General features: G+C 45.0%; 13 protein-coding genes. 3 read left to right on the top strand and 10 right to left on the bottom strand.

Translation table 11 applies throughout. The annotated features are described in order from the left end of the window. Window positions 1-32: 32 nt before the first annotated feature. The 4 genes from serS to L1D23_RS15275 all read right to left on the bottom strand — a co-directional run bounded on the left by serS (window position 33) and on the right by L1D23_RS15275 (window position 4079). Window positions 33-1340 (bottom strand): serine--tRNA ligase, encoded by a 1308-nt coding sequence (gene serS / locus L1D23_RS15290; RefSeq protein WP_239836810.1) that lies wholly within the window; start codon window positions 1338-1340, stop codon window positions 33-35. 96 nt (window positions 1341-1436) lie between these two features. Beyond that, entirely contained in the window at window positions 1437-2783 is a 1347-nt protein-coding gene (locus L1D23_RS15285; RefSeq protein ID WP_239867785.1) for a replication-associated recombination protein A, read from the bottom strand. A 2-nt stretch (window positions 2784-2785) separates the two neighbouring features. Further along, window positions 2786-3382 (bottom strand): outer membrane lipoprotein chaperone LolA, encoded by a 597-nt coding sequence (lolA, locus tag L1D23_RS15280; protein ID WP_019277901.1) that lies wholly within the window; start codon window positions 3380-3382, stop codon window positions 2786-2788. An 82-nt stretch (window positions 3383-3464) separates the two neighbouring features. Further along, window positions 3465-4079, bottom strand: coding sequence for a YecA family protein (locus L1D23_RS15275; protein WP_239867782.1), 615 nt, complete (start codon window positions 4077-4079; stop codon window positions 3465-3467). A gap of 226 nt (window positions 4080-4305) precedes the next feature. Between L1D23_RS15275 and dusC the strand changes: the two genes are divergently transcribed. Further along, window positions 4306-5259: a tRNA dihydrouridine(16) synthase DusC gene (gene dusC, locus L1D23_RS15270; protein ID WP_239867778.1), complete on the top strand. Its 954-nt coding sequence runs from the start codon at window positions 4306-4308 to the stop codon at window positions 5257-5259. A 105-nt stretch (window positions 5260-5364) separates the two neighbouring features. Here dusC and L1D23_RS15265 read toward each other — a convergent pair whose 3' ends face one another. The 5 genes from L1D23_RS15265 to cysB all read right to left on the bottom strand — a co-directional run bounded on the left by L1D23_RS15265 (window position 5365) and on the right by cysB (window position 10520). Further along, entirely contained in the window at window positions 5365-6159 is a 795-nt protein-coding gene (locus tag L1D23_RS15265; RefSeq protein ID WP_239867775.1) for an ABC transporter ATP-binding protein, read from the bottom strand. Beyond that, the gene (locus tag L1D23_RS15260; protein ID WP_239867772.1) at window positions 6156-7100 is read right to left on the bottom strand and encodes an ABC transporter permease; all 945 of its coding nucleotides are present in this window, start codon (window positions 7098-7100) and stop codon (window positions 6156-6158) included. Before L1D23_RS15260 ends, L1D23_RS15265 begins: the two co-directional genes overlap by 4 nt. A 56-nt stretch (window positions 7101-7156) precedes the next feature. Continuing rightward, a complete protein-coding gene (locus L1D23_RS15255) occupies window positions 7157-8122 on the bottom strand; it encodes an ABC transporter substrate-binding protein (protein ID WP_239867769.1) in 966 nt (321 codons plus the stop codon). A gap of 173 nt (window positions 8123-8295) precedes the next feature. After that, window positions 8296-9492: a methyltransferase gene (locus tag L1D23_RS15250; protein ID WP_239867766.1), complete on the bottom strand. Its 1197-nt coding sequence runs from the start codon at window positions 9490-9492 to the stop codon at window positions 8296-8298. Between the two features lie 53 nt (window positions 9493-9545). Next, entirely contained in the window at window positions 9546-10520 is a 975-nt protein-coding gene (gene cysB / locus L1D23_RS15245) for an HTH-type transcriptional regulator CysB (RefSeq protein WP_239867763.1), read from the bottom strand. 297 nt (window positions 10521-10817) lie between these two features. Here cysB and L1D23_RS15240 point away from each other — a divergent pair, with 297 nt between their 5' ends. After that, the gene (locus tag L1D23_RS15240; RefSeq protein WP_239836820.1) at window positions 10818-11582 is read left to right on the top strand and encodes a DNA repair protein; all 765 of its coding nucleotides are present in this window, start codon (window positions 10818-10820) and stop codon (window positions 11580-11582) included. A 68-nt stretch (window positions 11583-11650) separates the two neighbouring features. Beyond that, window positions 11651-12427, top strand: a complete 777-nt coding sequence (locus tag L1D23_RS15235; RefSeq protein ID WP_239867745.1) for a tRNA isopentenyl-2-thiomethyl-A-37 hydroxylase MiaE — start codon at window positions 11651-11653, stop codon at window positions 12425-12427. Between the two features lie 115 nt (window positions 12428-12542). On the opposite strand, the gene pyrF is transcribed toward L1D23_RS15235, so the two are convergent. After that, window positions 12543-13241 (bottom strand): orotidine-5'-phosphate decarboxylase, encoded by a 699-nt coding sequence (pyrF, locus tag L1D23_RS15230; RefSeq protein WP_239867742.1) that lies wholly within the window; start codon window positions 13239-13241, stop codon window positions 12543-12545. Window positions 13242-13259: the final 18 nt, after the last annotated feature.

Here is a 13259-nt window from a genome sequence, read left to right as displayed (position 1 = left end):
ACTTGAGCTGGCTTTTTGGTGTTTATTTAAGATTAACCGATGTGCGTTGCGCCACCCATGTACTTTTGCAGTACAGCAGGGATTGCGATACGGCCATCCGCTTCTTGATTGTTTTCAAGAATCGCAACCATAGTACGACCAACTGCTAGACCTGAGCCGTTTAGCGTGTGTACTAGCTCTGGCTTCTTCTCGCCCTTACGACGGAAGCGAGCTTGCATACGACGAGCTTGGAAATCCCAAGTGTTTGAACATGAAGAGATCTCACGGTACGTCTCTTGAGCAGGAACCCAAACTTCAAGGTCATAAGTTTTACGAGCACCAAAGCCCATGTCACCTGTACATAGAATCACTTTACGGTAAGGAAGCTCTAGAAGTTGTAGTACCTTCTCAGCATGACCTGTTAGCTCTTCAAGTGCTGCCATTGACTCTTCTGGCTTAGTGATTTGTACTAGCTCAACTTTGTCGAACTGGTGCATACGAATCAGACCACGAGTATCACGACCGTAAGAACCTGCTTCAGAACGGAAACAAGGAGTGTGTGCTGTCATCTTAATTGGCAGATCCGCTTCATCAACGATAGTGTCACGCACCATGTTGGTTACCGGTACTTCTGCCGTTGGGATAAGAGACAGTTTACGTGGTTCTTCATCATTCACTTTTTCAGTCAATGGCTCAGTATGGAACAGATCTTCACCAAACTTAGGTAACTGACCAGTACCAAACAAGCTGTCAGAATTCACTAGGTAAGGTACATACATTTCCGTATAGCCATGCTCTTCTGTATGAAGATCCAGCATGAACTGAGCAATTGCACGGTGTAGGCGAGCAAATTGGCCTTTCATGATGATAAAACGAGCGCCAGTGATCTTTGTTGCGCTAGCGAAATCTAGGCCATCGCCCATTTCACCTAGATCAACGTGATCTTTTACTTCAAAATCGTAAGACTTAGGCTCACCCCAACGAGAGATTTCAACGTTCTCGTTTTCATCTTTGCCATCTGGCACTTCATCGTCTGGCAGGTTTGGCACAGACAGCGTGATATCTTCCAGTTTGTTCTGGATTTCCACCAGCTCAGCTTTTTTCGCTTCCAGATCGCTACCTAACGTACCGATCTGCTTTTTAATCTCTTCAGCACCTTCTTTGTCTCCAGCAGCCATTTTCTGACCAATTTGCTTGGAGATGGAGTTACGCGTGGATTGTAAATTTTCAACTTCTACTTGAATGGACTTACGTTGTTCTTCAAGTGTACGGATTGTCTCTACGTCTAGCTTAAAGCCACGACGCGCCAGTTTAGCAGCTGTTTCATCCAGCTCTGTACGAAGTAATTTAGAATCCAGCATTGTTAATCCTATGCTTTTTTGGTTGTGAAAGTGCGTCCAAACTTCATGCTCAAACGCTTTTATAATTAACCGAACAAATGTATCCAAAAAAGACGCTTATTCATAGCGCTTTTGTGGGCTTTTTGCATCTAAACTAGCCAAGTAATCTAACTTTTCGCCAATTTTCGCCTCTAAGCCTCGGTTTGTAGGAGAATAGTAACGAGTCTCCCCCATTTCTGGTGGTAGATATTTCTCTCCAGCCGCGTAAGCACCGGGTTCGTCATGAGCGTAACGATATTCCGCTCCATAACCGAGATCTTTCATTAAACTTGTCGGTGCATTGCGAAGATGAGGTGGTACTTCGTACTCAGGTTGATTGTGGGCATCGCGCAGGGCTTGCTTCCAAGCGGTATAAACCGCATTGCTTTTAGGTGCACAAGCAAGATATACAATCGCTTGGGCAATGGCTCTTTCACCTTCTGCCGGGCCCACTCTGGTAAAGCAATCCCACGCTGACAGCGCGACCTGCATTGCTCGCGGATCGGCATTACCAATGTCCTCAGATGCAATCGCTAACAATCGGCGAGCGATATACAAAGGGTCACAACCTGCAGCAATCATACGCGCTGACCAGTAAAGTGCGGCATCTGGGTTCGAACCACGAATCGACTTATGCACTGCAGAGATCAAGTCGTACCAAATGTCCCCTTTGTTATCAAAGCGCGATACTTTTTCGCCAGCCACTTCAGCAAGGAGCTCTAACGTGATTTGCTTAACGCCCTTATCATCCTCTTGCGCCATGTCATACAGCAGCTCAAGATAGTTAAGTGACATACGAGCATCACCATTCACTAACTCAGATAAGCGATCCAATACGTTATCGGCGAAATGGGCTTCAAACTGACCTAATCCACGCTCAGCATCACTGATTGCTTGCTCTAACACCAGACGAATATCTTGCTGAGCTAAAGAGGTGAGTTTGTAGACTCGAGCACGCGACAGCAAAGCGTTGTTAAGCTCAAAGGAGGGATTCTCCGTTGTCGCCCCAATAAAAGTTACGGTGCCATCTTCAATATGAGGGAGAAACGCATCTTGTTGGGATTTGTTAAAGCGATGAACCTCATCAACAAACAAAATCGTTCTTCGACCGGTTAGTTTATTTTCACGAGCTTTATCAATAGCTGCACGAATGTCTTTGACGCCAGACGTCACCGCTGAAACTCGCTCGACTTCCGCATTGGCATAATTTGCCGCAACTTCAGCCAGAGTGGTTTTTCCGGTTCCGGGCGGCCCCCAAAGAATCATCGAATGAATATGCCCTGCCTCCAGCGCACGGCGCAGGGGTTTACCTAGCCCAAGAATATGTTGCTGACCAATGTATTGGTCCAGCGTTTCTGGGCGCATTCTAGCAGCAAGGGGACGAAAATCTTCGTCCCCTGAAAAGTCCAATGAATAGTTGCTCACTATTAATTCCTTTGGTCGTCGACCTCTACCCCCTCGGGAATAGTAAAGGTAAAGCGATCGGCACTTGGTTTAGCCAGTTTGATGTTATTAAACTTGAAGGTACTTTTTTGGCCATCTTGCTCTATAACACTAAAGCCCTTCACCGCACCTTTACCATCAATCTCTAGCTTAAACTGTCCCTGATTGGTGTCCACTGCGGTCGGTACCAATGTAAACACATCGCCTTGCTGTGACACTTTGTAGTTTTCCCAATCGCTGGCTCGGTTACGAGTCAGCAGAACAAAAGGCGTTTGCTCAGTAGCTTGCTCCTGCCAGTAAATGCTGACTTGTTCGATGAAAGGGCTGTAATACCACAGAGATTCACCATCTGACACCAAGACATTCTCATCTGGTGACGTGGTAGTCCAACGGAACAAGCTTGGACGCGCAATTTCGACTTTGCCTTCACCTTCCGTCAACATTTCCCCTTCAGGGCTGATCAACTGCTGTGAAAAATCCGCACTAAACCCATCAGTCAGTTGCAGTCGCTGGCTCAATTCATCTTTGGGCGCTGCGATGACGGAGAAGCTAAGGAAAAACAACGCGGCTAATTTCTTCATTCTTTATCATCCTATTTCGTCGCGAATACGACGTTATACCTCGGTTTCGATACTGTTTTGACCGGGTAAAGTTAACTTTGTTCTACTGACCGCAACACTGTTTGAATTTTTTACCACTACCACACGGGCAAATGTCGTTACGCCCAATATCTTTAAATGGATTTACACTTTGTGCTTTGGCACCAACCATGGCTTCATCTGCCGCTTGTGCGACTTCATTAATCATCAAATCCAGCTGACCAAGAAAGTCATTTAGTGCCGGTGGCGTTTCGATACCTGCCTCTTTCATTTGTGCTTGAGTCTGCTCTTCATCGATTGCCAACATCATTGTGGTTAGCAAAGCTTGTAGCATGCGTAATGTCCCATCACCGATAGACGTTTCCGCCCATTGCTCTTCGATGGTGGGCCAGAGCATCATAAAACCTTCAGCGAAATCAGCGAGCTGCTCGCCACGCTGCTCTTCATTAAGCAAGGACAACAAAGAATATTCATTGCGCTTTAAATAGCTGTATTGCTGATTTATATGACCTTCAACCTCCGCCTTAACAGCCGGTGCTTGCTCAGAGAAAAGGCTAGTCAACCAACTTTCTGGCGCAAGTGGCCTTGTCGCCAGATTTGCCGCCAAGGTGACGCCTTCAAGATACAGTGAAGATTCTTCAGTTTGGGATGGTTCAAGTGTCAGTAGTTGATAAGTCATTATCTGATTCAGTGTTGCAAGATTCTAGCGCCATTATAACCCTATAAAAAGCTGGGGGTCACTCAGTCTTCCAGAGCATCGCTTTACGCTATCCTCATATTCTCGCCCCTTCCTCTCTTTATTAGAGTCTATAGAGCAAAGCAATGAGAAAAAATGATGTTTCGTTGTTAGACATCTCGCAGCGAAATCTCTAAAATCACGCCTCCTGATTCTAAGGCGATTTTTTATGCGAGTTGTTCTGGGCCCTATGGAGGGCGTGTTAGACCATTTAATGCGAGAGATATTAACTGACATCAACGACTATGATCTGTGTGTCACGGAATTCGTTCGCGTGGTTGATCAGCTACTTCCTGAGCACGTATTCTACCGCCTCTGCCCAGAGTTAAAACAAGGATCACAAACGAAGTCTGGTGTTCCTGTCCACATCCAACTTCTCGGCCAAGATCCTCATTGGATGGCTGAAAATGCGGTTCGCGCCGCTGAACTGGGAGCGAAAGGCGTTGATATCAACTTCGGTTGCCCAGCAAAGCTAGTAAACAAAAGTAAGGGCGGAGCTGCACTACTTCAGCATCCTGAGCTTATTCATCGCGTGGTCAAAGCCTGTCGTGAAGCCGTACCAGAAGGTACTCCGCTCACAGCCAAAATTCGCCTTGGTTGGGATAACCCAGAAGACTGTTTCGAGATCGTAGATGCTATTCAAAGCGCGGGGGCAGACGAACTCACTGTTCACGCACGCACAAAAACGGGTGGTTATAAGGCCAGCGAAATTAAGTGGGACTATATCAACCAGATTCGTCAGCGCTTTACTATCCCATTAATTGCCAATGGCGAGATTTGGAACTACGAAGATGGTCAAGCCTGTATCGAAGCCACGGGTGTCGACTCTCTAATGGTATGCCGTGGCGCGTTCAATGTGCCTAACTTGGGCAATGTAGTTAAGCATAATCACACCGTGATGCCTTGGGCAGAAGTGGTCAAACTGCTGCTGCTTTACTCACAATACGAAATGAAAGGCGATAAAGGCCTCTACTACCCAAATCGAGTCAAGCAATGGTTCTCCTACTTACGTCATGAGTACCCTGAAGCCAATGAGCTCTTTCGTGAAATTCGTACCTTTAACAAGGCTGAGCCGATTGTAGAGCGTCTCAAAGCCTACCAAGACAAACTTTGTACAGTTTAAAGCTCTCATTAGCTCTTGCCGCTATTTTATCGTCATCGCCAGCATACTGCTTGCGATGACAAAGGCAGTAAAGCAACACGTAGGATATCGCTACATTTTTGAGTTCTAATTAAGAAGCAGACTGTCATCTGTCAACTCTTCTCCTCTGACTTTAGAGAACATCTCCAACAAATCTGGGACTTGCATGTTGGCTCTTTGTTGTCCAGCAACATCGAGTACGACTTCCCCTTGATGCAGCATCACAGTTCGGTCACCACACGCTAGTGCATCTTTCATGGAATGTGTCACCATCATCACCGTCAGATTAAACTCAGTCACTATCTTCTTGGTTAAATCAATGATAAATGACGCCATTCTAGGGTCTAGTGCCGCTGTATGTTCATCGAGCAATAGCAGCTTGCTATCAGATAGCGTTGCCATGACAAGGCTCACCGCCTGACGCTGGCCTCCCGATAACAAACCAATATTGTCCCCTAACCGGTTTTCTAAGCCTAAACCAAGAATGCTGATACGCTCTTGAAATAGCTTACGTCGCTTATTGGAAAGCGATAGGCTCCAACCACGCTTTTTGCCCCGCATATAAGCTAAAGCCATGTTCTCTTCTATCGTCAGATCGCCACAAGTACCCGCGAGCGGGTCTTGAAAAACTCTTGCACACTGGCGAGCTCTTTGATCAACCGCCAGCTTAGTCACATCTAGCTTGTCGATAATAACTCGGCCGCCAAGCATAGGTGTTTCACCCGTTACAGCCCCAAGTAATGTCGATTTACCTGCACCATTTGAACCAATAACTGTCAAAAACTGATGTTCTGGCACCTCTAAAGAGACACCTTTAAGCGCAGGGTTTTCCAAAATGGTTCCAGGGTTAAACGTCACTTGGATATTTTCCAGCTGAATCATACTGTATCTCCTGACTTTTCAACCTGCACAGACCTCGTTTTTCCTTGCGCAGGCGTGTTAGGCTTTTTTGCTTTGATGTTTCCTTTTAACTTCGGTGCAATGAGCGCAATCGCCACCAGAACTGCTGTGACCAAGTTTAGATCTGAAGCCTGTAAACCAAACATTCCTGTACTCAGAGCGAATGCCACTGCGAGCCGGTACAGTACAGACCCAACGATAACAGCCAATACAGCCACCCATATCTTTCGTCCCGGAATGAGCGTCTGCCCTAAAATAACAGCAGCTAAACCGACCACAATTGTCCCGACACCAGAGGTGACGTCAGCAAAACTGTTGGTCTGTGCAAACAAAGCCCCAGCAAAACCCACAAAGCCATTAGACAGCGCCAATCCAAAGTATGTGTAAAAGGACGTGCTGCCGCCTTGAGCGGACACCATACGCGCATTCACTCCCGTTGCACGTAGCCCTAACCCAAAGTCACTATTTAGTAACCGCACGACAAACCAAGCAGAAATCAAGACGAGTACACCGACAAGTAATGGCCTCATCAACATTGGATCACCAATCGTCTCAAAAGGGGTCAGGATTGTCTCTTCCCCTAGTAGGGCCATATTGGGTCGGCCCATTATGCGAATGTTAATAGAGAAAGCCGCAATCATAGTAAGAATAGAGGCTAGTAAGTGAAGAATCCCACAGCGTACAGCCAAAAAGGCCGTTACCCAACCAGTCGCTGAACCAGCCAATATAGCCATAACGGTTGCGACCCACGGATTAATGCCCGCGACAATTGCCGTTGCTGCCACAGCAGCACCCATTGGGAAACTACCGTCAACACTTAAATCAGGAAAATCCAGAACCCGGAAAGTAAGATAAACGCCCAGAGCCACTAAGCCATACAACAAGCCAATCTCAAGCGCGCCAAAAAAAGCAAAAGCAGACATACCCACTCCCTTTTCTGCTTTGAACAAGAGAGCGCATTACGCACTCTCATCTTGGGTTACTTAACCTTGGTCGCTCGGTCAAGAACAGTGGTAGGAATCGTAACACCTAGCTTTTTGGCTGCTGTCGCATTGATGACCAGATCTGACCCCTTGGCAACCTTCACATCCAATGAGCCAGGCTCCGAGCCTTCAAGAATCGCCGCCACGTAGTCTGCCGTTTGAACTCCAACCTGATAGTAATCAAAACCTAAACTAGCAATAGCGCCTTTTTCAACGTAGGAAGTCGCACCGCCCAGAACCGGGGTTTTCGCCTGATTCGCCGCAACAATCATCCCTTCTATTGCACTTGCAACCGTGTTATCAGTTGGCGCGTAAATCACATCCGATTTTTCTGCAATTGCTTGCGTCGCGGACTGAACATCTGCACTTTTTAATGCTGTTGCTTCAACAACTTCAATACCCTGTGCTTTGGCACTCTCTTTAAGTAGCTTCACCAAGGTCACTGCATTTGCTTCACCCGGGTTAAAGACAACACCAATCGATTTCACATCCGGCATAATCTCTTTAATCAGCTCGACATGTTGACTAACTGGCGATAGATCCGAAAGGCCCGTCACGTTCTTTCCAGGCTTCTCCATGCTTTTAACTAGCTTGGCACCAACAGGGTCTGTGACGGCTGTAAAGACCACAGGTATAGTGCGTGTTGCAGACACAAGCGCTTGTGCGGTTGGAGTAGCGATCCCTACCAGCACATCTGGCTTTTCACCTACATATTGGCGAGCAATTTGTACCGCAATCGCTGGGTTTCCTTGTGCCGTTTTGTAGTCAAACTCAAGATTTTCACCTTGTTCATAGCCTTTCGCTTTAAGGCCATCTATCAGCCCCTGACGAGTGGCATCTAGCGCAGGGTGTTCAACGATCTGAGAAACTGCGACTTTTGCTGTTTTGGCCATGATACTTGTTGATGACAGTAGAGCTGCACCTGCCAGTACAGCAGCTGCAATAACGTTTCCTGCTTTCATCTCAACTCCTTGATTTCAGCATTATTGATGTGATGTTGTGTGCGGATGTTCTTTATATACTTATTGATTGAGTTGCACATTTTCTGTGCACATCACTCATTATTACCAATAACTTAGAAAAATTGAAAGGGAGTTTTAACAATAAACCAACAAATTTAGAGGTGTGTATTCGACTATTTTTTAACCGCTTGAATAAGAATATTTCTCGGCGTGATTTTCTTCTCACAAAACATTTCAACTGAAACCTCGTAACCATGCTCAGCAAGGTATAACGCTTTGTCGAGTACTAACCACATTTCAAGGCTACGACGAAAATGCTGCTGAACGAGACTCAATCGCTCCATCTGCCAATAACGTAGCTCACCTTTTAATTGAAACTCACGGAAGGAAACATCAACAGGTAAAGCCAACTGTTTTTTTTCTGCCGCCCAGTGACAGAAAGACTCAAAACCATCGGCTAATAAAGACTTTTTAATACTCGGTATGGGCACATAATCTTGATACCTTCCTGCTTCTCTCAATAGTAAATCAAACCCTAGCCGATAACTCATTTCTTGAAAACGATGCCGCTTAACTCTTTCTCCACCCGTGACAGTTTCTTGAAGCGGTATTCTTAACTCAGATTGTGTGAGTACAAGCGATGAAGATTTGGCCAGCCGAGATAAGGGTTGGTATTGGTCGTGTTGAATCAGGTGATAACAGCAAGGAGAAATCGTTATTGCAGGCAATCCGACTAAGACCGCTTTTTCTATTAATGATACATGTAAATCACCGCATGCATGTAAAGCTACGGCATGTTGATTGGGGTTGAGGGCGCGAACCGCATCCGCAGACAAAGCATCACCTTGAATGAATGTCATCGGTAAAGAGTGTTTATCCGCTTCTCTCTGCCCAGATTCACACAGTTTTTCCTGAAACTCGAAACTGGTCACAGGTTGCTGACTTTGACTGGTAAGGAGCCTTCCTAAGAAACCTTTACCTGAGCACCACTCTAGCCATTCACTGCCTTGATGAGACTGTAGCGCAGCTTCTCCCATCGAAACTATTTGCTCAAGTTTTCTCCCAGGAACTCCGGCATCTAAACCTCTGTCTAATTGCAGCCCTTGCAAAAGAGTCACAGGAAGTTGAGTGAGAACGGAAGCTACCTCTAAATCAGGGAGAAAGGCTTGCAAAGCGTCAGTTAGAGCACGTGAGTCAGACTTGAGCGACTCAATCTGGCCATGATCCAGCTGCATGAGCCAGTCACACAATTCAGGGTAATCGTCATGCCATGGCAACTGTTGATCAATACTGGAAAAGAATGGCTCAAAACGCCATAAGTTCTGATAAGAATAAAGAAATGAATCGAGTTGTAAAAATGTGTTTTGCATACTTCCCCCTGACAAGGCGATATTCTAGAGGGAAGCATAATCAGAAGAAAGTTTTAGCGCACTGGCAACTCAATATCTTTAAACATTTCTTCTATTTCTGCATTCGATTTAAGCGATAAGGCTTGCTCCACTACAGGGCGGGTTAGGTGTGGTGCAAAACGCTCCATGAAATCAAACATGTACGAGCGAAGGAATGTTCCGCGGCGGAAACCGATACTGGTTGTGCTCGCCCCAAACAGATGGCTGGCATCAATCGCGACCAAGTCTTCATCTTGATCCTTGTCGATTGCCATACTCGCAATCACACCCACACCAATCCCCATGCGTACATAAGTTTTGATCACGTCCGCGTCTGTTGCAGTAAATACAACGCGAGGCGTCAGACCAACTTTATTAAATGCTGTATCCAGCTCCGAACGACCAGTAAAGCCAAAGACGTAAGTGACCAACGGATACGAGGCAAGATCTTCAATGGAAATTGTGCCCTTTTGCGCAAGGGGATGGTCTTTCGGAACAACGATCGAGCGATTCCAATGATAACAAGGTAACATGATAGCATCTTGATATAAGTGCAGTGCTTCAGTCGCTATCGCAAAATTTGCCGTCCCTTTTGCAATCGCTTCAGACATCTGAGATGGCGTCCCTTGATGCATGTGTAGGGAAACCTTAGGATAGCGGGCAGTAAACCCTTTGATGACATCAGGTAAAGCGTAACGAGCTTGAGTATGGGTAGTCGAAATGTTTAAGGTACCCATTTCAGGGTGAGTATGTTCTCCAGCCACCGCTTTAATGCTTTCAACACGGGCAAGGATTTCCTGAGAAATACGAATGATGTCTTCACCAGCCGAAGTAACTTGAGTCAAGTGCTTACCACTACGCTCAAAAATTTGAATGCCCAGTTCGTCTTCAAGCAAGCGTACCTGCTTACTGATACCAGGCTGTGAGGTATATAAACTCTCTGCGGTAGCAGATACATTAAGATTGTGGTTAACTACCTCAACAATGTACTTCAGTTGTTGTAATTTCATTCTCGACCCTGTAATCCCTTACTCGACGCCCCATTATGAGCAAATATAGTTTATAATATTTAGTTATAACGCCTCTTGGTTGAAATTGATACCCCATTTCACTATTTGGGTTCTTTATAAAAGAAGAATTTCTGGTTTGGATGAGTTTTTTGTAAGCAATAACTCAAAAATCACTCATAGATCAGAGTTTTCGTTAATAATTAGCCATGGAAACGTAATAATACAAAATAGGTGCAGTGGTTCTTAAGAATCGTGTATCCTTGTTCGCTAGCCAACAAAACATAAGATACGGAATTTATGAATATTGGGTTAATCATAGCTTTAGTTGCCATCTTACTGGTGTTAGTGCTTGGCTATAACATCATGCTCCAGTACAAAGTGAAAGTTGAAACTGCTAGGAAGCAGGAAGGCGCAAGATACCTTGCTATCATTGACGCGACGGAAGAGCTCATTGGTCACGCGCACCACATGCCATACAGCAAAGATTTATTGATTTGCTTAAATAATCGAATCTTGGATGCTGTAGAAAGCATGTATGAACTCGACCCTAAGAATAAACAACTTGAACAACGTGTCGCACACGTTAAACAGCAAATTAAGCAGCTTAAAGACGATAATAAAAGTGGAGAAAGCACCACATTCAAGACACCAAGCAGTGATAAACAAGCGATAGTGATGCTTAAGTTGGTCAAGCGTTTACGTGATACCATCCGCAGTGAACACAATAAAGGTCGTTTTGAAACTCAAGCTTATGTGGCAGAAAATGCTCGGCTAGAAACTATCCAAGTTCGGATTAACATCGAAAACGTCATTAAACGTGCCAATGATTCGATTGTACGTGGCCAACCTGGCACAGCTATCCAGCTACTGCGTAAAGGTCTTGATGCACTTAGCACCAAAAATGATAACTATTCCAACCAAGCCAGAGAAAAGCTTCAGGAAATGTATGATGAACTAGAGCAAAAACGCCAGTCTAAAAACGCTGAAGAACTTCACCAAATTGAAGAAGACCAACGTAAAAATGATATGGATGAGCTCTTTGGTGAAAAGAAAAAGTGGTAATATAATTCCCACTGTCTATTTCAAAAGGTCGCTTCTGGCGACCTTTTCTATTTTATTAAATGTTTATCATGATCGATTTAAAAAACTACGATTCTTTACTGCAGCCTATCAATAACTTTCTTCAATGCTCGACCCCCGAAGCCTGGATAACAGAAGCTCGAAAAGCCGAAAACCTAAAAACAATTCTGATCGATCATCTGTTGTGTGAGTTAAAGGCTGGCCAGTCAGCTATGTACCTTATTCGTAAATATGCCGTTGATAAAAACAGTGCGCATAACCTATTAGACTGGTTTAAGCCCTATGAAGACTTTGCATATCGAAAAGTAGGTGACCTAGAAACGTTGAAAGGTAAAAGCAATATATCCAAAGCGATTATGGCTAAATCAAATTCCCCCTATAGCCAAGATTTAATCGATAAGATGGTGCTTTTAATCAAAGAAGAGTTACATCACTTTTATCAAGTTCTGGAAATCATGGATAGTCGAGGCATCGCTTACGAGCCGGTTCAAGCCAGTCGTTACGCCAAAAGCCTTTTAGCCAAAATGGCAACCTATGAACCACAAACACTGATCGACAAATTGATCATCGGAGCCTACATTGAGGCGCGCTCGTGTGAGCGCTTTGCCAAACTTGCACCTCATATGGACGATGATATCGCTAAATTTTATGTTTCACTATTGCGCTCTGAAGCTCGTCATTATCAGGATTACCTATGCTTAGCTGAAGAAATCGCTGGGGAGGATATTTCGGCGCGCGTTACCTATTTCGGAAAGCTAGAGGCAGATCTAATTTCTAGCCCTGATAAAGATTTTAAGTTCCACAGTGGTATACCAATCCAAAGTTAGTTAACTATGCTACTACCACAATGAGAAAGGATTCCGTTTGGCACCCTTTCTCATTAAGCGTATTGTATTACTTCACAGTGAACGGGATTTAGGTTCGCTGACAGTTTTCAAAAATTTAGAGCATCAAAGATTGGTTGATTTCTGATAATACGCTCGCTGGATCCGGTGCTTGAGTAATTGGCCGACCTATAACCAAATAATCCGAACCCGCTTGAATCGCATCAGCAGGTGTCATGATACGCTTTTGATCCCCAACCGCAGCGCCAACAGGACGAATTCCAGGCGTTACAAGTTTAAAGCTCTTACCTAACTCACCTTTCAGCATAGAAGATTCCTGAGCGGAACATACTACGCCATCAAGACCTGAATTTTGGGTTAACGAAGCTAAGCGAATTACCTGCTCTTTAGGCTCAATGTTGAGCCCAATACCAGCTAAGTCACTTTGTTCCATGCTGGTCAACACCGTCACACCGATCAATAGCGGGCGTTGTTTCCCATAAGGCTCAAGAATCTCACGTGATGCCGCCATCATGCGCTCACCACCACTCGCATGAACATTAACCATCCACACCCCTAGCTCTGCTGCTGCGCGCACAGCTTTTGAGCAGGTGTTTGGAATATCATGAAATTTAAGGTCTAAGAATACTGAAAAGCCGCGCTTATGTAGCTCTTTAACGAAATCAGGACCAAACAGCGTGAACATTTCTTTGCCCACTTTTAATCGACAAGAATTTGGATCAATTCTATCGACAAAAGCCAATGCATCCGCTTGATTGTCGTAATCCAGTGCAACAATAACTTTTTGGTCAATCATTTCATCTCCTACTTAATT

Source organism: Vibrio sp. Isolate24 (assembly GCF_022398215.1).
Classification (GTDB): domain Bacteria; phylum Pseudomonadota; class Gammaproteobacteria; order Enterobacterales; family Vibrionaceae; genus Vibrio; species Vibrio coralliilyticus_A.
This window is presented reverse-complemented; position numbering and strand designations above follow the sequence as displayed.

Excerpts from the sequence above, each read along its gene's own strand:
- dusC (WP_239867778.1), top strand. The coding sequence starts at position 4,306 with ATGCGAGTTGTTCTGGGCCCTATGGAGGGCGTGTTAGACCATTTAATG.
- L1D23_RS15255 (WP_239867769.1), bottom strand. The coding sequence starts at position 8,122 with ATGAAAGCAGGAAACGTTATTGCAGCTGCTGTACTGGCAGGTGCAGCT.
- L1D23_RS15235 (WP_239867745.1), top strand. The coding sequence starts at position 11,651 with ATGATCGATTTAAAAAACTACGATTCTTTACTGCAGCCTATCAATAAC.
- L1D23_RS15250 (WP_239867766.1), bottom strand. The coding sequence starts at position 9,492 with ATGCAAAACACATTTTTACAACTCGATTCATTTCTTTATTCTTATCAG.
- pyrF (WP_239867742.1), bottom strand. The coding sequence starts at position 13,241 with ATGATTGACCAAAAAGTTATTGTTGCACTGGATTACGACAATCAAGCG.
- L1D23_RS15265 (WP_239867775.1), bottom strand. The coding sequence starts at position 6,159 with ATGATTCAGCTGGAAAATATCCAAGTGACGTTTAACCCTGGAACCATT.
- L1D23_RS15275 (WP_239867782.1), bottom strand. The coding sequence starts at position 4,079 with ATGACTTATCAACTACTGACACTTGAACCATCCCAAACTGAAGAATCT.
- lolA (WP_019277901.1), bottom strand. The coding sequence starts at position 3,382 with ATGAAGAAATTAGCCGCGTTGTTTTTCCTTAGCTTCTCCGTCATCGCA.
- L1D23_RS15260 (WP_239867772.1), bottom strand. The coding sequence starts at position 7,100 with ATGTCTGCTTTTGCTTTTTTTGGCGCGCTTGAGATTGGCTTGTTGTAT.
- cysB (WP_239867763.1), bottom strand. The coding sequence starts at position 10,520 with ATGAAATTACAACAACTGAAGTACATTGTTGAGGTAGTTAACCACAAT.
- serS (WP_239836810.1), bottom strand. The coding sequence starts at position 1,340 with ATGCTGGATTCTAAATTACTTCGTACAGAGCTGGATGAAACAGCTGCT.
- L1D23_RS15240 (WP_239836820.1), top strand. The coding sequence starts at position 10,818 with ATGAATATTGGGTTAATCATAGCTTTAGTTGCCATCTTACTGGTGTTA.